This is a genomic window from Paracoccus sp. (in: a-proteobacteria) (assembly GCF_039808215.1).
Lineage (GTDB): Bacteria > Pseudomonadota > Alphaproteobacteria > Rhodobacterales > Rhodobacteraceae > Paracoccus.
In genome coordinates, this window is record NZ_JBDHSP010000002.1 from 85,840 (window position 1) to 105,519 (window position 19,680).

16 protein-coding genes are annotated in these 19,680 nt (G+C 67.6%); 14 read left to right on the forward strand and 2 right to left on the reverse strand.

Going from position 1 to position 19,680, the window contains the following annotated elements; genetic code table 11:
• Window positions 1-3: 3 nt before the first annotated feature.
• From WMK75_RS01315 to WMK75_RS01340, 6 genes are all read left to right on the forward strand, one after another.
• Window positions 4-843, forward strand: coding sequence for an ABC transporter ATP-binding protein (locus WMK75_RS01315; protein ID WP_347265849.1), 840 nt, complete (start codon window positions 4-6; stop codon window positions 841-843).
• Window positions 844-851: 8 nt separating this feature from the next.
• Window positions 852-1,589, forward strand: a complete 738-nt coding sequence (locus WMK75_RS01320) for an ABC transporter ATP-binding protein (RefSeq protein ID WP_347265934.1) — start codon at window positions 852-854, stop codon at window positions 1,587-1,589.
• A gap of 9 nt (window positions 1,590-1,598) precedes the next feature.
• Window positions 1,599-3,098, forward strand: coding sequence for a serine hydrolase domain-containing protein (locus tag WMK75_RS01325; protein ID WP_347265850.1), 1,500 nt, complete (start codon window positions 1,599-1,601; stop codon window positions 3,096-3,098).
• Window positions 3,099-3,192: 94 nt separating this feature from the next.
• Window positions 3,193-4,188 carry a type I glyceraldehyde-3-phosphate dehydrogenase gene (locus WMK75_RS01330; protein ID WP_347265851.1) on the forward strand — a complete coding sequence of 332 codons (996 nt, stop codon included), beginning with the start codon at window positions 3,193-3,195 and terminating at the stop codon, window positions 4,186-4,188.
• Between the two features lie 248 nt (window positions 4,189-4,436).
• Window positions 4,437-5,423: an agmatinase gene (speB, locus tag WMK75_RS01335; RefSeq protein WP_347265852.1), complete on the forward strand. Its 987-nt coding sequence runs from the start codon at window positions 4,437-4,439 to the stop codon at window positions 5,421-5,423.
• Between the two features lie 111 nt (window positions 5,424-5,534).
• Entirely contained in the window at window positions 5,535-7,250 is a 1,716-nt protein-coding gene (locus tag WMK75_RS01340) for a peptidoglycan-binding domain-containing protein (protein ID WP_347265853.1), read from the forward strand.
• Window positions 7,251-7,304: 54 nt separating this feature from the next.
• On the opposite strand, the gene cysN is transcribed toward WMK75_RS01340, so the two are convergent.
• Both cysN and cysD read right to left on the reverse strand, forming a co-directional pair.
• Window positions 7,305-9,227, reverse strand: a complete 1,923-nt coding sequence (gene cysN / locus WMK75_RS01345; protein WP_347265854.1) for a sulfate adenylyltransferase subunit CysN — start codon at window positions 9,225-9,227, stop codon at window positions 7,305-7,307.
• 1 nt (window position 9,228) lies between these two features.
• A complete protein-coding gene (gene cysD, locus WMK75_RS01350) occupies window positions 9,229-10,164 on the reverse strand; it encodes a sulfate adenylyltransferase subunit CysD (RefSeq protein ID WP_347265855.1) in 936 nt (311 codons plus the stop codon).
• Window positions 10,165-10,436: 272 nt separating this feature from the next.
• Here cysD and glpD point away from each other — a divergent pair, with 272 nt between their 5' ends.
• From glpD to glpK, 8 genes are all read left to right on the forward strand, one after another.
• On the forward strand, window positions 10,437-11,996 hold the full coding sequence (gene glpD / locus WMK75_RS01355; RefSeq protein ID WP_347265856.1) for a glycerol-3-phosphate dehydrogenase: 1,560 nt from the start codon (window positions 10,437-10,439) through the stop codon (window positions 11,994-11,996).
• Between the two features lie 36 nt (window positions 11,997-12,032).
• Window positions 12,033-13,115: an ABC transporter ATP-binding protein gene (locus WMK75_RS01360; protein ID WP_347265857.1), complete on the forward strand. Its 1,083-nt coding sequence runs from the start codon at window positions 12,033-12,035 to the stop codon at window positions 13,113-13,115.
• Window position 13,116: 1 nt separating this feature from the next.
• A complete protein-coding gene (locus WMK75_RS01365) occupies window positions 13,117-14,202 on the forward strand; it encodes an ABC transporter ATP-binding protein (RefSeq protein ID WP_347265858.1) in 1,086 nt (361 codons plus the stop codon).
• Window positions 14,202-15,089, forward strand: a complete 888-nt coding sequence (locus tag WMK75_RS01370; protein WP_347265859.1) for a sugar ABC transporter permease — start codon at window positions 14,202-14,204, stop codon at window positions 15,087-15,089. Before WMK75_RS01365 ends, WMK75_RS01370 begins: the two co-directional genes overlap by 1 nt.
• On the forward strand, window positions 15,089-15,892 hold the full coding sequence (locus WMK75_RS01375) for a carbohydrate ABC transporter permease (protein ID WP_347265860.1): 804 nt from the start codon (window positions 15,089-15,091) through the stop codon (window positions 15,890-15,892). Before WMK75_RS01370 ends, WMK75_RS01375 begins: the two co-directional genes overlap by 1 nt.
• Complete coding sequence (locus tag WMK75_RS01380) at window positions 15,892-16,305, forward strand: DUF2160 domain-containing protein (RefSeq protein WP_347265861.1); 414 nt, start codon at window positions 15,892-15,894, stop codon at window positions 16,303-16,305. The genes WMK75_RS01375 and WMK75_RS01380 overlap by 1 nt, the downstream gene beginning before the upstream one ends.
• 60 nt (window positions 16,306-16,365) lie before the next feature.
• The gene (locus WMK75_RS01385) at window positions 16,366-18,093 is read left to right on the forward strand and encodes an ABC transporter substrate-binding protein (protein WP_347265862.1); all 1,728 of its coding nucleotides are present in this window, start codon (window positions 16,366-16,368) and stop codon (window positions 18,091-18,093) included.
• 70 nt (window positions 18,094-18,163) lie between these two features.
• The gene (gene glpK / locus WMK75_RS01390; protein WP_347265863.1) at window positions 18,164-19,651 is read left to right on the forward strand and encodes a glycerol kinase GlpK; all 1,488 of its coding nucleotides are present in this window, start codon (window positions 18,164-18,166) and stop codon (window positions 19,649-19,651) included.
• Window positions 19,652-19,680 lie beyond the last annotated feature (29 nt).

The following is a 19,680-nucleotide window of genomic DNA, read 5'->3' on the forward strand; positions in this document are numbered from 1 at the left end:
GCCATGCAGGTCGAAATCAGGAACCTCCGCATCGCCTTCGACAACCACGGCCGGCGCTTCGAGGCGGTGCGCGGCATCTCGCTCTCCATGGGTCGCGAAAAGCTGGGCATCGTCGGCGAATCCGGTTCGGGCAAGTCGCTGACCGCGCGGGCGCTGATGAAGCTGTTGCCCAGGCAGGCGCAGATCAGCGCCGACCGGATGACGCTCGACGGCATCGACATCCTGAAAGCCAGCGAAAGGGACATGCGCGGCATTCGCGGCAAGCGCGTGGGTTTTATCCTGCAGGACCCGAAATATTCGCTGAACCCGGTGAAAACGATCGGCAAGCAGATCGGCGAGGCCTGGTCGCAGCATAAAAAGGGCTCTCGCGCCGAGGCGCGCGCGGCCACGCTGGACCTGCTGGAACAGGTGAAAATCCGCGACCCGGAAAAGGTCTTTGACAGCTACCCGCATGAGATCTCGGGCGGCATGGGCCAGCGCGCGATGATCGCGATGATGCTGGCGCCTGACCCCGAGCTCTTGATCGCGGATGAGCCGACCTCGGCCTTGGATGCCTCGGTTCAGGCCGAGATCCTGCGCCTGATCGACGATCTGGTGGAAAGCCGCGGCATGGGCCTGATCCTGATCAGCCATGACCTGCCGCTGGTGTCGCATTTCTGCGACCGGGTTTCGGTCATGTATATGGGGCAGGTGATGGAGGAGATGGCGGCGTCCGAGCTGCGCCGCGCCCGTCACCCCTATACGCAGGGGCTTTTGAACTGCATGCCCTCGCTGATCCATCCGCGCGGGCGTCTGCCGGTGCTGGTGCGCGACGAGGCATGGATGCAGGAGGCCACAAGGTGAGCGCCAAGATGATCGAATTGCGTGATCTCCGCATCGCGTTTTCTGGCAATGAGGTGGTCAAGGGCGTCAGCTTTGATGTCCGCCCCGGCGAAAGCTATGGCATGGTGGGCGAATCCGGTTCCGGCAAGTCCACGGTGCTGCGTGCGCTGGCGGGCTTGAACGAACACTGGTCGGGCACGATGCGCTTTGACGGCGCGGACGCTGCGCACCGCCGGCCGAAGGAATTCTTCCGCCAGGTGCAGATGGTGTTTCAGGACCCTTTCGGTTCGCTGCACCCGCGCCAGACCATCGACCGCATCCTGTCCGAGATCCTGCTGGTGCATGGCATCGGAGACATCGACGGGCGCATCAACAGGGTGCTGGCGGATGTGGCGCTGCCGCGCGCCGCGCGTTTCCGCTTTCCGCATCAGCTTTCGGGCGGACAGCGCCAGCGCGTCGCAATTGCGCGGGCGCTGATCGCGGAACCGAAAGTGCTGCTGCTGGACGAGCCCACCTCGGCGCTGGATGTCTCGGTTCAGGCCGAGGTGCTGAACCTGCTGGCCGATCTGCGCGACAGCCGCGGCCTGACCTATGTGATGGTCAGCCACAACCTGGCGGTGATCGCGCATCTCTGCGACCGGCTGGCGGTGATGCAGAACGGCCAGGTGGTCGAGGAGCTTTCCGTGCCCGACCTGCGCGAGGGCCGCGTGAAGCACCCGCATACGAAAGACCTGCGCGATCTGATGCTGGCGCTGGAAGAGGTCTGAGGGATGGACATGCTGGACTGGGCGGAGGCCGGCAAGGTGCTGGCGGAAATGGTGGATTGGGCCGCGGACGGGCCGGGTGGCTCGGTCATCCTGTTCGACGAGCAGGGGTTCCGCGCCCATGCCTCCGGCGGGGTTGAGAGCCTCGCCACCGGCACGCCCATCGACATCGACAGCATCATGCGCTGCGCCTCGGTCACGAAGCATGTCTTTGCCAGTTTCGTGCTGGCCCATCCGCAGGTCATCGGCCTTGACGACCCGCTGGGCCGGCACCTGCCGCAGCTGGCGCCCAGGACGGCCGCGGTGACGGTGGGCCGGGCGCTGGACATGAGTGGCGGTGTGCCCGACACCCGCGAATGCCTGACCCTGATCGGGCATTCGATCTTTACCCAGACCACTGCCCCTGACCTTCTGGCCTTCCATGCCGGCATGGAGCGGCTGAACTACGCCCCCGGCACCGAGGTGCATTATTCGAACGGCGGCTACCGTCTGGTCGAGGAAGCGATGCGCGCCCACGGGCTGCTGTTCGACGACTTCCTGCGCCGCGAGCTGCGCGAGGCCCGCGGCCTGCCCATGGCCGCCGCCGAGATGTGGACCGATCCCGTCCCCGGTCTTTGCGACGGCTATTGGCATGACGGCAATGGCTGGAAGCTGGGCCTGCAGGGGATGCACCTGTCCGCAGCGGGCAGCCTGACCGCCAGCGCGCGGGCCCTGGCGGAATGGGGCCGGGCGCTTTTGCGGGGCGAGGGCAGCTTTGCCGGGCGGCTGGCGGCGCTCAGTGCGACGCGGCATCTGGCCGACGGCCGGGCCACCGGCTACGGGCTGGGGATGCGCCGGCACTGGATCGGGGGTCGCGAACTGGTCGGGCACGGCGGCTCGCAACCCGGCTTCAAGGCCTATCTGCTGCTGGACCCCGCGACGCGCACCGGCTGCGCGGTGCTGGCCAACCGCGATGACGTGAACAGCGCCGAGATCGCTTCACGGGTGATGGCGGCGCTTCTGGGCGAGACGCTGCCCGAGGCCGGATCGGACCTTGTCCCCGGGCTTTACGTCGCGCCGCAGGGCGCGGACTGGATCGAGGTGCTGCCGGCCTCGGTCTCGCGTCTGGATGATGAGGTCGCGGTCTATCCCCTGGCCGAAGGCGGGGTGGACAGCAGCTCGCCTACCTCGTCGCTGCGGCTTGCCATGCAGGGCGCCGATGTCGTGGGCGAGGTCGGGCATGTGCCGATGCGCTATGTTCCCGCCCGCCCCGAACCGCTGCCGGCGGCACTGGAAGGGCGCTGGCTGTGCGAGGAGTTCGGCGCGCTGCTGGAAATCCGGAACGGGGCGGTGGTGCTGGGCGCAGGCCCGACGCGCCGCGCCATGCCGCTGCGCCCGCTGGGGGCGGGCCGCTTTCTGTTCACGCTGAGCGACGGGCCCTGGCTGCGGCGCATCTGCCTGCACATGCTGGGCGAGGGTCGGCTGGAACTGGCGCTGTCGCGGGCGCGCATGATCGAATATCGCGCGCTGTGACGGCGCGAATCGGACTTGCCTCGGATGGCGCGCTGACCGACAACAGGGCGGTTTGCGGGCGCACCTCTGCCCGGACCCCGAAGGAGCGGCGCAGATGACGGAACGAAGGATCAGGCTGGCCATCAACGGCTTCGGACGCATCGGCCGCACCATCCTGCGCATTCTTGCGCAAGGCGGGCATGACGACCTGGAGCTGGTGCTGATCAACGACATCGAGCCGCTGGAAAGCTGCGCCTATCTCTTTGAATATGACAGCGTCTTCGGCCGCTGGCCCGGAAATGTCGAGAGCCGCGCGGGCGCGCTGGTCGTCGATGGTCGCGCCATCCCCTTTCACTCCGCCCCCGACATGCGGGCGCTGGACCTGTCGGGCGTCGACATCGTGCTGGAATGCACCGGCATGACCGGACCGCGCGCCATGGTCGAGCGCGGCCTGCAGGCCGGGGCGGGGTCGGTGCTGGTCTCGGGTCCCTCGGACGAGGCCGACGTGACCGTGGTCATCGGCGCGAACGAGGGCGATCTGGCCGGCCAGCGCATCGTCTCGAACGCCTCCTGCACCACCAACGCCCTGGCGCCGCTGCTGCGCGTGCTGGATGAGGGGTTCGGCGTGGTCTCGGGGCAGATGACCACGGTGCATTGCTATACCGGCAGCCAGCCGACGGTGGACAAGCCGCGCGGCGATCCGGCGCGTTCGCGCGCGGCGGCGCTTTCCATGGTGCCGACCTCGACCAGCGCCGGGCGGCTGATCGGCACGGTGCTGCCGCATCTGGCGGGCCGGGTCGCGGCGCGCGCCATCCGCGTGCCCACGGCCAGCGTGTCCTGCATCGACCTGACCATCGCCACCGCGCGGCCGGCGGATGCCTTGCAGGCGAATGCGGTGCTGCGGGCCGCCGCGGATGCCTCGCCGATCATCGGCTGGACCGACAAGCCGCTGGTGTCCTGCGACCTGCGCGCGCGGCCCGAATCCATCGTGATCTCGGGGCGCGAGACCTCGGTCGCGGGCGGGCTGCTGCGGGTCTTTGGCTGGTATGACAACGAATGGGGCTTTTCCTGCCGCATGCTGGACATGGCGCGGCGGATGGGGCGGCGCTAGGGCTGCGCCGTTTGCATGCTGCAGACAGGGTCGCAGGATGATCGCATGCGCGGCAATGTCGGCCAGCGTCAGGCGCACCCCGGGCGGGGGCAGGCAAAAGTGGCGGATGGCGCAATGCACCGGCAGGCTGTGGTCGCTGACGCGCATGGACAGTTTCCCGATCCGCAAGGCAAGGCTCGATGATCGGCTGTTTGCCACGGCCGAGGCACCTGCATAATGTCGGCGAACGCCATTGCAAGGGACGCACCATGCCAGACGCCGCCAGACCCCGCCTGAACCTGCCCTTCGTGGGCATCGCCACTTTCGGCAAGCGCCCCTATGTCGAGGACTGGTCGCGGCTGGATGCCGATGTCGCCATCCTGGGCGCGCCCTTCGATTTCGGCACGCAGTTCCGCGCCGGGGCGCGGTTCGGGCCGCGGGCGGTGCGCGAGGCCTCGACGCTGTTCAGCTTCGGTCATGCCGGCGCCTATGACCATGAGGACGATTGCACCTATCTGCCGCCCGAGGTGCGCATCGTCGATCTCGGCGATGCCGACATCATCCATACCGACACCCAGGCCAGCCATGCCAATATCCGCGCGGGCGTGGCGGCGATCCTGGACGCCGGCGCGCTGCCGGTGGTGATCGGCGGCGATCACTCGGTCAATATCCCCTGCATCGAGGCCTATGCGGGCCGCGGCCCGATCCACATCCTGCAGATCGACGCGCATCTGGATTTCGTCGACGAACGCCACGGCGTGCGCCACGGCCATGGCAGCCCGATGCGGCGCGCGGCGGAAAAGCCCTTTGTCACCGGGCTAACGCAGGTCGGCATCCGCAATGTCAGCTCGACCACGCGCGACGGCTATGAGGCGGCGCGCGCCATGGGTGCGGACATCCTGTCGGTGCGGCAGGCGCGGGCGCTGGGGCCGCATGGCGTGATCGCGCGCATCCCGGCGGGGGCGCGGGTCTATGTGACGCTGGACATCGACGGTTTCTGCCCCTCGATCGCGCCGGGCACCGGCACGCCCAGCCACGGCGGCTTTCTGTATTACGAGGTGCTGGAAATGCTGCAGGCCCTGGCAGAGCGCCATCAGGTCGTGGGCATGGACCTGGTCGAGGTGGCGCCGGACTATGACCATTCCGGCAGCACCGCCATCCTCGCCGCGCAGGTGCTGCTGAACTTTCTGGGCTTTGTCTTTCATGCGCGCGCACAGGGGCGGATCGGCGGGGATGCGCCGATGCCGAAAGCTTGAGCCCGCCCGCCCGGGTCCGCCGCTTGTGGGCCTGCCGCCCCGGGGCTAGTTACGGCTGGTTCATTTTTCGCGCGGGGCCAAGCCGCCCGCGCGCCCGCAAGAGGTCCAGCCATGCGTCACCTGTCCCTGATCCTTGCCGCCCTGCTTGCCGCCGGCCCGGCCGCGGCCGAGAACCGCGGCGTGGTGGTGTCGAACCAGAACTACCGCAATGCCCCGGCGCTGGAGGGCGCCGATGCCGCCCCGGCCTCGGAGGCGATGAAGGCCGCCGGATTCCGCACCGTCGCCGGCGCGGACCTGGCCAGCGGCGATCTGCGCACGGCGCTGGCCGACCTGCTGCGCCCGGACCCGTCGCCGGGGGCGCGCGTCGTGCTGCTGAACGGCCGCTTCCTGCATGGCGGCAGCGACAGCTGGTTCATGGGCACCGATGCGGCAAAGCCGGACCTGGTCGGCGCTGGATCGCAGGGCGTGGCGCTGTCGACGCTGATGGATCTGCTCAGGGGGGCAAGCCCGGGCGCGGTGCTGCTGCTGGGTTCGGACGGCAAGGGCATGGAGCATGCCGGCGGGCTTGAGGACGGGCTGGGCCAGCTGGCGCCGCCGGCGGGCGTCACGGTGATCTCGGGCCCGGCGCAGGCGACCACGGCCGCGGCCTCGGCGCTGCTGCGCCCCGGCACCGCGGTCGGCGACGTGCTGGCGGCGGACCGGGCGCTGGTCATGGCGGCAGGGGGCGACGCGGGGCTTGTGGTCATGCCCGGGCCCGGGACGGTGACCGTCACCGGGCAGGGGGCTGCGCCGGATGCGACGCCCGACGCCGACCGCGATCTCTGGGCCGATGCGGCCGCCAGGGACAGCGCCGAGGCCTACAGCGCCTATCTGCAGCGCTTTCCGGCCGGGGCCTATGCCGCGGCCGCGACCACGCGGCTTGAGGCACTGGGGGGCAGCGCCAAAAGCGACCGCGACCTCTGGGCCGATGCCGCGGCCGCGGATTCGATTGCCGCCTATACCGATTACCTGCGCCGCCATCCGGCCGGAGAATTCGCCGATGCAGCGCAGAAGCGGCTGACAGACCTGCGCCTGGCCGAGACGACCACGATCCCCGCCCCTGCGCCCGCCCCCGAGATCCAGCAGCCGCGGCCGCTGCCCCAGGTGGCGGCGCCGCGCCAGCAGGCCTCGCCGGCGCAGATCGCGGAAAGCCGCATGAACCTGTCGCGCAATACCCGCATCGTCATCCAGCGCCGCCTGCAGGCGCTTGGCTATGCCACCGGCGGCGCGGATGGCGCCTTCGGCCCGCGCACGCGCTCGGCCATCCGCGGCTGGCAGCAAAGCAACGGCTATGCGGTGACCGGCTATCTGACCTCGTCGCAGCTGAATGTCCTGCGCGACCAGGCCAATGCCGCCGCCCCCTCGCGCGAGGCGCAGGACCGCGCCTATTGGCAGCGCACCGGCGCCCATGGCGGCGAGCGTAACCTGCGCGCTTATCTGAACGCCTATCCGAACGGCATCTATGCCCGCGCCGCCCGCAACCGCCTGGCCGAGCTTGGCGGCTATCGCGACGACAGCGCCGACGCGCGTGAGGATCGCGCCTGGGCCCGCGCGCGCGAGATCGACAGCTATCAGTCCTATACCACCTATCTGCAGAACTGGCCGCGCGGCGAACACGCGGCCCAGGCGCGCGAGCGCCGGGCGCGGCTGGCCAATTCCGGCTTTGGCGCGGGCAATTACGGCTATGGCACGGGCGGTTACGGCACGCAGCCGGGGCTTGGCTATGGCAGCGGCCAGACCGGCACCGGCATCATCCTCGACACGATCATCCGCGAACTGGCGAAGTGAGCCCCGCCCGCGGCAAGGGCGGCCATCCCCGCGATCGCGGGGATGGCCCTTGCCTCAGCCCAGCTGCGTCAGCAGGTGGTGCACGATGCGCTCGGCCGCGTCCTCGGGCGTCTGCGCCACGGTATTGACCACCAGCTCGGCCTTCTCGGGCTGTTCATAGGGGCTGTCGATTCCGGTGAAATTCTTCAGCTGGCCGGCGCGCGCCTTTCGGTAGAGGCCCTTCACGTCGCGGGCCTCGGCCACCTCGAGCGGGGTGTCGACAAAGACCTCGACGAATTCGCCCGGCGCCATCAGTTCGCGCACCATCTGCCGCTCGGCGCGGAAGGGCGAGATGAAGGCGGTCAGCACGATCAGCCCGGCATCGGTCATCAGCCGCGCCACCTCGCCGACGCGGCGGATGTTTTCCACCCGGTCGGCATCGGTAAAGCCCAGGTCGCGGTTCAGCCCGTGGCGGATGTTGTCGCCGTCCAGCAGGAAGGTGTGCTTGCCAAGCGCGTGCAGCTTTTTCTCGACGATATTGGCGATGGTCGACTTGCCCGAGCCGGACAGCCCGGTGAACCAGACCACGCAGGGCTTCTGGTTCTTCTGCGCCGCATGCGCCTCGCGGTTGATGTCCAGCGCCTGCCAGTGGATGTTCTGGCTGCGGCGCAGGGCGAAATGGATCATGCCGGCGGCCACGGTAGCATTGCTCATGCGGTCGATCAGGATGAAGCCGCCCAGATCGGGGTTCTGCGCATAGGCCTCGAAGGGAATCGCCCGGTCGGTCGAGATATTGACCACGCCGATGGCGTTCAGCCCCAGGGTCTTGCTGGCCAGATGTTCCAGGGTGTTGACGTTCACCTCGTATTTCGGCTCGGTCACGGTCGCGGTCACGGTCTGGGTGCCGATCTTCAGCAGATAGGGGCGGCCGGGCAGCATCTCGGCGTCAGTCATCCAGACCAGCGTGGCCTCGAACTGGTCGGCGACCTCGCAGGGCGCATCGGCCTGCACGATCACATCCCCGCGCGAGCAGTCGATCTCGTCGGCAAAGGTCAGCGTCACCGACTGGCCGGCGACGGCGCGCGCAAGATTGCCGTCGAAGGTGGGGATGGATTTCACCGTCGTGGTCTTGCCCGAGGGCAGCACCCGGATCGCGTCGCCCGGCGCCACCTGCCCGGCGCCGATGCGGCCGGTGAAGCCGCGGAAATCCAGGTTCGGCCGGTTCACCCATTGCACCGCCATGCGCAGCGGCTGGTCCTGCAGCCGGGCCTCGGCCAGCGGCGCCTCCTCAAGATGGTGCAGCAGCGTCGGGCCCTGATACCAGGGCATGGCGGCGCTTTTCGTCACGATATTGTCGCCCCTGAGCCCCGAGATCGGGATCGGCAGGAAGCTTTCCATGCCGATCTGGCGGGCGAAATGCGAATAGTCGCTGACAATCTCGTAGAAGCGCTCGGCCGAGTAATCGACCAGGTCCATCTTGTTCACCGCCAGCACCACGTTGCGGATGCCCAGCAGCTGCACCAGATAGCTGTGGCGGCGCGTCTGCGTCAGCACGCCCTGGCGCGCGTCGATCAGGATCACTGCCAGATCGGCGGTCGAGGCGCCAGTGACCATGTTGCGGGTATATTGTTCGTGCCCAGGGGTGTCGGCGACGATGAACTTGCGCTTGTCGGTGGCGAAAAAGCGGTAGGCCACGTCGATGGTGATGCCCTGTTCGCGCTCGGCCGCCAGCCCATCGACCAGCAGGGCAAAGTCGATCTCGCCCGCCTGGGTGCCCACCACCTTGGAATCGCTTTCCAGGCTGGCCATCTGATCCTCGAAGATCATCTTGCTGTCGTAAAGCAGCCGGCCGATCAGCGTGGACTTGCCGTCATCGACCGAGCCGCAGGTGATGAAGCGCAGCATGGTCTTGTGCTGGTGTTTCAGCAGATAGGCGTCGATGTCCTCGGCGATCAGCGCGTCGGCGACATAGGCGGGGTCTTGCATCTCGGCGGTCATCTCAGAAATACCCCTCTTGCTTCTTCTTTTCCATCGAGGCGGACTGGTCGTGGTCGATGGCGCGGCCCTGGCGTTCGGATGTGGTGGTCAGCAGCATCTCCTGGATGACCTCGGGCAGGGTGCGGGCCTCGGATTCGACGGCGCCGGTCAGCGGATAGCAGCCCAGGGTGCGGAAGCGCACCGAGCGTATCACCGGCACCTCGCCCTCGCGCAGGCGGAACCGCGCGTCATCGACCATGATCAGCAGCCCGTCGCGTTCCACCACCGGGCGCGGGGCGCTGAAATACAGCGGCACGATGTCGATGTTTTCCAGATGGATGTATTGCCAGATGTCCAGTTCCGTCCAGTTCGACAGCGGAAACACCCGGATCGATTCCCCTCGGGCCTTGCGGGTATTGTAGAGGTTCCACAGTTCCGGGCGCTGGTTCTTGGGATCCCAGCGATGGTTGGCCGAGCGGAAGGAGAAGATGCGCTCCTTGGCGCGGGATTTCTCCTCGTCGCGCCGCGCGCCGCCAAAGGCCACATCAAAGCCGAATTCCGTCAGCGCCTGCTTGAGCCCGTCGGTCTTCCACATGTCGGTATGCAGGCTGCCGTGGTCGAAGGGGTTGATGCCCTGGGCGACGGCCTCGGGATTGTGATGCACGATCAGTTCCATGCCGGCGGCGCTGGCGGCGCGGTCGCGCAGCTCGTACATGGCGCGGAACTTCCAGGTGGTGTCGACATGCAGCAGCGGAAACGGCGGCGGCGCCGGGAAGAAGGCCTTTTTCGCCAGATGCAGCATGCAGGCCGAATCCTTGCCCACCGAATACAGCATCACCGGGTTGTCGGCCGAGGCCACCACCTCGCGCATGATCTGGATGCTTTCCGCCTCGAGCCGCTGAAGATGGGTCAGCGTCGCCGCCGGTTCCCGGGTCGTGGTGTCGGTCTGGCTGCTCATCGGCTTGGCCCTCTTTGCTGCGCTGCGGCCCCTTTGCCAGATTTTCGCGGCAAGACCAAGACCGGCAAGTGCAATTCCCCGGCATCTTGCGCGCCGGGGTTGTCACGCCATGCTGCAGCCGCGGCACCAACCCGGCGGCGGCGCTGCACTGCCGCGCATCTGCATTCGTTTTGGGCAAAAACGATCATAAACGAAAATTCATCTTGACCGGATGAAGCAAGCCGTTGCACGTTTGACCCGGCAAACCGGCGCGGGCGAAGGGGGACGGCAAGGTGGCGTCACAGGCACAGCCAGCAGTTGACCTGTTCATCATCGGCGGCGGCATCAACGGCTGCGGCATCGCGCGCGACGCCGCGGGGCGCGGGCTGACGGTGACCCTGGCCGAGATGGGCGATCTGGCGCAGGCCACCTCCTCGGCCTCGACCAAGCTGTTTCACGGCGGGTTGCGCTATCTGGAATTCTTCGAGTTCCGCCTGGTGCGCGAGGCGCTCGAGGAACGCGAGACGCTCTTGACCGCCATGCCCCACATCAGCTGGCCCATGCGCTTCGTGCTGCCCTATTCGCCCGACATGCGCTTTGAGTCCGACACGCCGACCTCGCGGCTGCTGGGCATGGCCATGCCCTGGATGCGCGGCCGCCGCCCGGCCTGGCTGATCCGGCTGGGGCTGTTTCTTTACGACAACCTGGGCGGGCGCAAGATCCTGCCGGGCACGCGGCGGCTGAACCTGGCCAGCGACCCGCTGGCGGCGCCGCTGAAGCCGGGCTTTCGCCTTGGCTGGGAATATTCCGACTGCTGGGTGCAGGATTCGCGGCTGGTGGTGTTGAACGCGCGCGACGCGGCGGCGCGCGGCGCCTCGATCCTGACCCGCACCCGCGCCACCCATGCCGAACGCGTGGGCGATCTGTGGCAGATCACCACCGAGGGGCCCGAGGGCGCCCGCATCCACCAGGCGCGGGCGCTGGTCAATGCCGGCGGCCCCTGGGTCGAGGACGTGATCCGCAACATCGCCCATATCCCCTCGACCGAGGGGGTGCGGCTGGTGCGCGGCAGCCATATCGTGGTGCCGCAGCTTTACGATCACGACCGCTGCTATTTCTTCCAGGGCACGGACGGGCGCATCATCTTCGCCATCCCCTATGAACAGGATTTCACCCTGATCGGTACCACCGACATGGACCATCAGGGCGCCCCGGGCGAGGCGCGCTGCACCGATCAGGAACGCGATTATCTCTGCGCCTTCGCCAGCCAGTATTTCGCCCGGGCCGTGACGCCCGAGCAGGTGGTCTGGACCTATTCCGGGGTGCGACCGCTTTACAATGACGGCGCGAAATCGGCGACCGCGGCGACGCGCGACTATGTGCTCAGCCTGCATGACGATGGGGCGCCGCTGCTGAATGTCTTTGGCGGCAAGATCACCACCTATCGCCGTCTGGCCGAGGCGGCGCTGGCCAAGCTTGCGCCGACATTCCCGCTGGCGGGCGGACCCTGGACCGCGCGCGTGGCGCTGCCCGGCGGCGATTTCCCGGTGGACGGGGTCGAGGATCTGGTGGCGCGGCTGGCGGCGGCATTCCCGTTCCTGCCGACGCGGCTGACGCGGCGGCTGGTGCGCACCTATGGCACCGAGGCCTTCCTGCTGCTGGACGGCGCCGCAAGCCTGGCCGACCTTGGCCGCGACTTTGGCGGCGGGCTTCACGAGGCCGAGGTGAACTGGCTGATCCGCAACGAATATGCCCGCAACGCCGAGGACATCCTGTGGCGGCGCACGCGGCTGGGGCTGCATCTGGACCGCGCGCAGGCCGAGGCGCTGGAGGTTTTCGTCGGCAAGATCTAGGCCGCCGCAGACGCGGCCCGAGGGGGGGGAAGGGCAATGGCGCTGGAATTGCGGGACGTGTCGCGTCTGGTCGGCCGGCAGGTGCATGTCCATGCTACCAGCCTTGTCCTGCAGAAGGGCACGATGAACGTGCTGCTGGGTCCGACGCTGGCGGGCAAGACCAGCCTGATGCGGTTGATGGCCGGGCTTGACCGGCCAAGCAGCGGGCGCATCCTGTGGGACGGGCGGGACGTGACCGGCCAGCGCGTACAGGACCGCGGCATTGCCATGGTCTATCAGCAGTTCATCAACTATCCCGGCCTGACGGTCTATGAAAACATCGCCTCGCCGCTGCGCATCCTGGGCCGCCCCTCCGAGGAGATCCGGCGCCGCGTGCACGAGACCGCCGAGATGCTGCGCCTGACGCCGATGCTGACGCGCCGGCCGCTGGAACTGTCGGGCGGCCAGCAGCAGCGCTGCGCCCTGGCGCGGGCGCTGGTCAAGGGTGCCGGTCTGGTGCTGCTCGACGAGCCGCTGGCCAATCTCGACTACAAACTGCGCGAGGAGCTGCGGCTGGAAATCCCCCGCATCTTCGAGGCTTCCGGGGCGATCTTCGTCTATGCCACCACCGAGCCCGAGGAGGCGCTGCTGCTGGGCGGCCAGACCGCGACCCTGTGGCAGGGGCGGGTGACGCAATTCGGCCCGACGCCGCAGGTCTATCGCGCGCCGCAGGACGCGACCACGGCGCGGGTGTTCTCCGACCCGCCGATGAACTTCATCCCGGCGCGCCGGCGGGGCGCAGAATTGTGGCTGGGCGGCACGCGGATGCCGGGTGCGGGTTTTGCCGCGCTGCCCGAGGGCGAGTATCTGGCCGGGTTCCGCCCCAACCACCTGGCGCTGGCCCGCCCGGGGCCGGATGCGGCGGAATTCCCCTGCCGGCTGGTCGAGACCGAGATCACCGGCGCCGAGACCTTCATCCATGCCGACCACGCCGGCCAGCGCTGGGTCGGGCTGGTGGCGGGCGTGCATGCGCTTGAGCCGGGGCAGGAGCTGGGCCTGTGGCTGGATCCCGCGCATGTCTATCTGTTCGACGGCGCCGGGCGGCTGGCGGCGCCCGCCGCCTATGCAAGGGCGGCCTGAGATGGCGCAGATCACGCTCAGGAACCTCGCCCACAGCTATCTGGCGCAGCCGCAGGCCGAGGCCGATTACGCGCTGAAGGAAATGGATCACGTCTGGCAGGACGGTGGCGCCTATGCGCTGCTCGGCGCCTCGGGCTGCGGCAAGACCACGCTGCTGAACATCATCTCGGGGCTTTTGCGTCCCAGCCACGGCCGGGTGCTGTTCGGGGACCGCGACGTGACCGACCAGCCGACCACGGCGCGCAACATCGCGCAGGTGTTCCAGTTCCCGGTGGTCTATGACACCATGACCGTGCGCGACAATCTGGCATTTCCGCTGCGCAACCGCGGCAAGGACGCGGCCCATGTCAGGGCCAGGGTCGACCGGATCGCCCGCATGATCGGCATGGAGGCGATGCTCGACCGCAAGGCGCAGGGGCTGACCGCCGACGCCAAGCAGAAGATCAGCCTCGGCCGCGGCATGGTGCGCGAGGACGTGAACGCCATCCTTTTCGACGAGCCGCTGACCGTCATCGACCCGCAGATGAAATGGGAATTGCGCACCCAGCTCAGGCGGCTGCACCGCGAGTTCGGCCATACGATGATCTATGTCACCCATGACCAGACCGAGGCGCTGACATTCGCCGAAAGGGTGGTGGTCATGCATGAGGGCCGCGTGGTGCAGATGGGCACGCCCGAGGAACTGTTCGCGCGGCCGGCGCACAGCTTTGTCGGCTATTTCATCGGCTCGCCGGGGATGAACTTTCTTGAGGCCGAGCTGCGCGAGGGCCACGCCTTCCTGCCCGGCGGCGGCGTGGTCGAGCTTGCCGGGCGCTATGGCCCCGCCACGGGACGGGTGCAGATCGGCATCCGCCCCGAACATGCGCATCTTTCCGCCACCGGCGACCTGCCCTTTGCCGTCAGCCGCGTAGAGGACCTGGGCCGCCACCGCCTGGTGCGCGGCACGACGCTGGGGCAGGCGGTGAATGTGGTGATCCCCGAGGGCATGCCGGTCGCCCCCGGGACCCGCCTTGGCTTCGCGCCGGAACGGGTCAATGTCTATGTCGACGACTGGCGCGTGGCGCCGCTGGCCGCCGGAGGGGCGTGATGGACAAGACCCCGAACAACCGCGCCTGGTTTCTGGTGCTGCCGATGCTGGCGGTGGTGGCCTTCTCGGCGGTGATCCCGCTGATGACGGTGGTGAACTATGCCTTCAACGACACATTCGGCAAGAACGAGTTCTTCTGGGCAGGTCTCGAATGGTTCGACGAGATGGTGCATTCCGACCGGCTGCATGCGGCACTGGGTCGGCAGGTGCTGTTTTCCGCCATCGTGCTGGCGATCGAGGTGCCGCTGGGCATCTTCGTGGCGCTGAACATGCCCAAGAAGGGTTTCTGGTCCAGCCTGGTGCTGGTGCTGATGGCGCTGCCGCTGCTGATCCCCTTCAACGTCGTGGGCACGATCTGGCAGATCTTCGGCCGGGTGGACATCGGGCTTCTGGGGCATGCGCTGACCCGGCTGGGGATCGATTTCAACTATACCAACGACCCCGTTGACGCCTGGATCATCGTCATCGTCATGGATGTCTGGCACTGGACCAGCCTTGTGGCGCTCTTGTGCTATGCCGGGCTGCAATCCATCCCGCAGGCCTATTACCAGGCGGCGCGCATCGACCAGGCCAGCCGCTGGGCGGTGTTTCGCTTCATTGAACTGCCCAAGATGCGCGGCGTGCTGCTGATCGCGGTGCTCCTGCGCTTCATGGACAGTTTCATGATCTATACCGAGCCCTTCGTCGTCACCGGCGGCGGCCCGGGCAATGCCACCACCTTCCTGTCCATCGACCTCGTCAAGATGGCGGTGGGGCAGTTCGACCTTGGCCCGGCGGCGGCCTTCAGCCTGATGTATTTCCTGGTCATCCTGCTGGTCAGCTGGGTCTTCTATACGGTGATGACCAATTTCGACCGCTCGGGCCACGATCAGTCGGAGGGCATGTGATGCGCCTGCGCGCCGCCGCCGTGGTGATGATTCTCTATCTGGTGTTCCTGACGGTGCCGATCTACTGGCTGGCGAACATGAGCCTGAAGACCAATGCCGAGATCACCGGCAGCTTCGGCCTTTATCCCGCACAGCCGACGCTGCAGAACTATCGCGTCATCCTGACCGATCCCAGCTGGTATATGGGTTACGTGAACTCCATCATCTATGTGGTCATGAACACGGTGCTTTCCGTCTCGGTGGCGCTGCCTGCGGCCTATGCCTTCTCGCGCTACAGCTTCATGGGCGACAAGCACCTGTTCTTCTGGCTGCTCACCAACCGCATGGCGCCGCCGGCGGTCTTTGCGCTGCCCTTCTTCCAGCTCTATTCCTCGATCGGGCTGTTTGACACCCATATCGCGGTGGCGCTGGCGCATTGCCTCTTCAACGTGCCGCTGGCGGTCTGGATCCTCGAGGGCTTCATGCGCGGCGTGCCGCGCGAGATCGACGAGACCGCCTATATCGACGGCTATTCCTTTCCGCGGTTCTTTGTCCGCATCTTCATGCCGCTGATCGCCAGCGGAATCGGGGTCGCGGCCTTCTTCTGCTTCATGTTCTCATGGGTGGAGCTGCTCTTGTCGCGCACCTTGACGGCGGTGAACGCCAAGCCGATCGCGGCGACGATGACGCGCACGGTCTCGGCCTCGGGGATGGATTGGGGGGTGCTGGCCGCGGCGGGGGTGCTGACCATCGTGCCCGGCGCCCTGGTCATCTGGTTCGTGCGCAACTACATCGCCAAGGGCTTTGCCCTGGGGAGGGTGTGATGGCCGACACGCCCCGCCGCGCGAACTGGTTCGCGATCTGGACCGCCGCGCTGGTGGTCATGGGTGCGGCGCTGGCCTTTCTGGTCTGGGCCACGCCGGTCAGGGACGGGGTCCGCGACTGGACCGCGCCGATGATCGAGCGCGGCTGGATGGCCTGGACCTTTCCGGTGGCGCTGTTTTTCTGGGCGATCGCCGGCCTGCTGGTGCTGTTCACCCTGCTGGCCATCCGCTTCCCCGAAACCCCGCGCCCGGGCGTCCTGCGCATCGAGACCACGCGCGGCGACCGGCTGTTCATCTCGCTGCTCGGCTCGGCCTTCATCTGTCTGGGCTGGCTGTTCTTCGCCGGGCCGCCCCTGTGGTGGGCCCTGGCGCTGTGTCTGGTCTATGCCGCGGCGGTGTTTCGCTGGGTATGAACGGCCGCGCGCCGCGAATGGCGTGCGTGAAGAAACGAACGTCTCATCAGGGAGGAAAACATGAGACTGACACGGACGACCACCGCGCTCGCTCTGGCGCTGATGGCGATGGGAACAGCCCCGGCCTGGGCCGACATGGAGGCGGCGAAGAAATTCCTCGATGCCGAGATCGGCGATCTGTCGACGCTGTCGCGCGCGGATCAGGAAAAGGAGATGCAGTGGTTCATCGACGCCGCCAAGCCGCTTGCGGGCATGGAGATCAAGGTGGTCTCGGAAACCATCACCACGCATGAATATGAATCCAAGGTGCTGGCCCCGGCCTTTACCGCCATCACCGGCATCAAGGTGACCCATGACCTGATCGGCGAGGGCGATGTCGTCGAAAAGCTGCAGACCCAGATGCAGACCGGTGAGAACATCTATGACGGCTATGTGAACGATTCCGACCTGATCGGCACGCATTGGCGCTATCAGCAGGCGCGCGACCTGACCAAATGGATGGCCGAGGAGGGCAAGGATTTCACCAGCCCGACGCTGGACCTGCCCGATTTCATCGGGCTGAAGTTCACCACCGCGCCCGACGGCGAGCTGTATCAGCTGCCCGACCAGCAGTTCGCCAACCTCTACTGGTTCCGCTACGACTGGTTCAACGACCCCAGGACCAAAGAGGATTTCAAGGCCAAATACGGCTATGACCTGGGCGTGCCGGTGAACTGGTCCGCCTATGAGGACATCGCCGAATTCTTTACCGGCCGCGACATGTCCTATATCGAGGGCGGCCCGGCGAAGGCCTGGGGCAACATGGACTATGGCAAGAAGGACCCGAGCCTCGGCTGGCGCTATACCGATGCCTGGATGTCCATGGCCGGCATGGGCGACAAGGGCGAGCCGAACGGCCTGCCGGTCGACGAATGGGGCGTGCGCGTCGACGAAAACAGCCGCCCCGTCGGCTCTTGCGTGGCGCGCGGCGGTGCGACCAATGACGCGGCGGCGGTCTATGCGGTGACCAAGGCCATAGAATGGCTGCAGAAATACGCCCCGCCCGAGGCCCAGGGCATGACCTTCAGCGAGGCGGGCCCGGTTCCGGCGCGCGGCGACATCGCCCAGCAGATGTTCTGGTATACCGCCTTCACCGCCGATATGGTCAAGCCCGGCACGGCGGTGACGAACGCCGACGGCACGCCGAAATGGCGCATGGCCCCCAGCCCGCATGGTGCCTATTGGAGCGAGGGCACCAAGATCGGCTATCAGGACGTGGGTTCCTGGACGCTGATGAAGTCGACCCCCATCGACCGCGCGCAGGCGGCCTGGCTTTACGCGCAATTCGTCACCTCGAAGACAGTGGATGTGAAGAAATCCCATGTCGGGCTGACCTTCATCCGCGAGTCCACCATCCAGGACAAGTCCTTCACCGAACGCGCGCCGCAACTGGGCGGGCTGATCGAGTTCTATCGCTCGCCCGCGCGGGTGCGCTGGTCGCCCACCGGCACCAATATCCCCGACTATCCCAAGCTGGCGCAGCTCTGGTGGCAGAACATCGGCGACGCGCTGTCGGGCGCCAAGACCCCGCAGGAGGCGCTGGACGCGCTTTGCGCCGAACAGGAAAAGGTGCTGGCGCGGCTCGAGCGTTCGGGTGTGCAGGGCGATCTCGGTCCGAAGCTGAACGAGGAAAAGGACGCGCAGGAATGGCTGGACGCCGAAGGCTCGCCGGTGGGCAAGCTGGAAAACGAAAAGCCGCAGGGCGAGACCGTCTCTTATGACGACCTGATCAAGTCCTGGCAGAAATGACCGGCCGGGGGCGGGCGACCGCCCCCCGCGCAAGCTGCAGGAAGGCAGACCACAGGAAGGCAGAGACCGCATGACCCATATCCTTGCCATCGACCAGGGCACCACCTCGTCGCGCGCCATCATCTTTGACGCCGGGCTGGTGCCCGTCGCCGCGGCGCAGACCGAGTTTCCGCAGCATTTTCCCGCCTCGGGCTGGGTCGAACATGACGCGGGCGACATCTGGGCCTCGGTCGCGGCGACGGCGCGGGCGGCGATCGAAAAGGCCGGCATGGGCGCCGAGGACATCGCCGCCATCGGCATCACCAACCAGCGCGAGACGACGATCCTGTGGGACCGCGCCAGTGGTCAGCCGCTTCATCGCGCCATCGTCTGGCAGGACCGGCGCACCGCCCCGCTGTGCGAGCGGCTGAAATCCGCGGGCCATGAGCCGATGATCGCGGCGCGCACCGGCCTGCTGCTGGACCCCTATTTCTCGGGAACCAAGCTGAAATGGCTGCTCGACCATATCCCCGATGCCCGCGAACGCGCCGGGCGGGGCGAGCTTGCCTTTGGCACCGTGGACAGCTGGCTGATCTGGAACCTGACCGGCGGGCGCGTGCATGCGACCGACGCCACCAATGCCGCGCGCACCCTGCTTTTCAACATCGCCGAGAACCGCTGGGACTCCGAGATCTGCGCGCTTCTGGACATCCCCATGGCGCTGCTGCCCGATGTGCGCGACTGTGCCGGCGATTTCGGCCATACCCGCGCCGATCTCTTTGGCCGCGAGATCCCGATCACCGGCGTCGCGGGCGACCAGCAGGCGGCGACCGTGGGCCAGGCCTGTTTCCAGCCCGGGATGATGAAATCGACCTATGGCACCGGTTGTTTTGCGCTGCTCAACACCGGGCCGCAGATGGTGCCGTCGAAAAACCGCCTGCTGACCACCATCGCCTATCGCCTGGACGGGCAGACCACCTATGCGCTCGAGGGCTCGATCTTCATCGCCGGCGCGGTGGTGCAATGGCTGCGTGACGGGCTGAAGATCATCCGCGAGGCCGCCGAGACCCAGCCCCTGGCCGAGGCCGCCGATCCAGGCCAGGACCTGGTGCTGGTGCCGGCCTTCACCGGGCTTGGCGCACCCTATTGGCGGCCCGATTGCCGCGGCGCGATCTTTGGCCTGACGCGCGGCTCGGGTCCGGCGGAATTTGCCCGCGCCGCGCTGGAAAGCGTTGGCTTCCAGACCCGCGACCTGCTCGAGGCCATGCGCGCCGACTGGGGCGCGGCGGCGGATGGCGTGCTGCGCGTCGATGGCGGCATGGTGGCCAGCGACTGGACCATGCAGTTCCTCTCGGACATCCTGGGCGCGCCGGTGGACCGGCCGGTGGTGACCGAGACCACGGCGCTGGGGGCGGCCTATCTGGCGGGGCTGCACACCGGCCTCTGCCCGTCGCCCGGGGATTTCGCCCGCAACTGGGCGCTTGAGCGCCGCTTTGAACCGGGCATGGCGCCCGGGATGCGCGAGGCGCGCTATGGCCGTTGGCGGCGGGCGGTGGCGGCGACCATCGCCGCAGTCTGAACCCGAAATGCAGAAGGGGCGCCACGGCA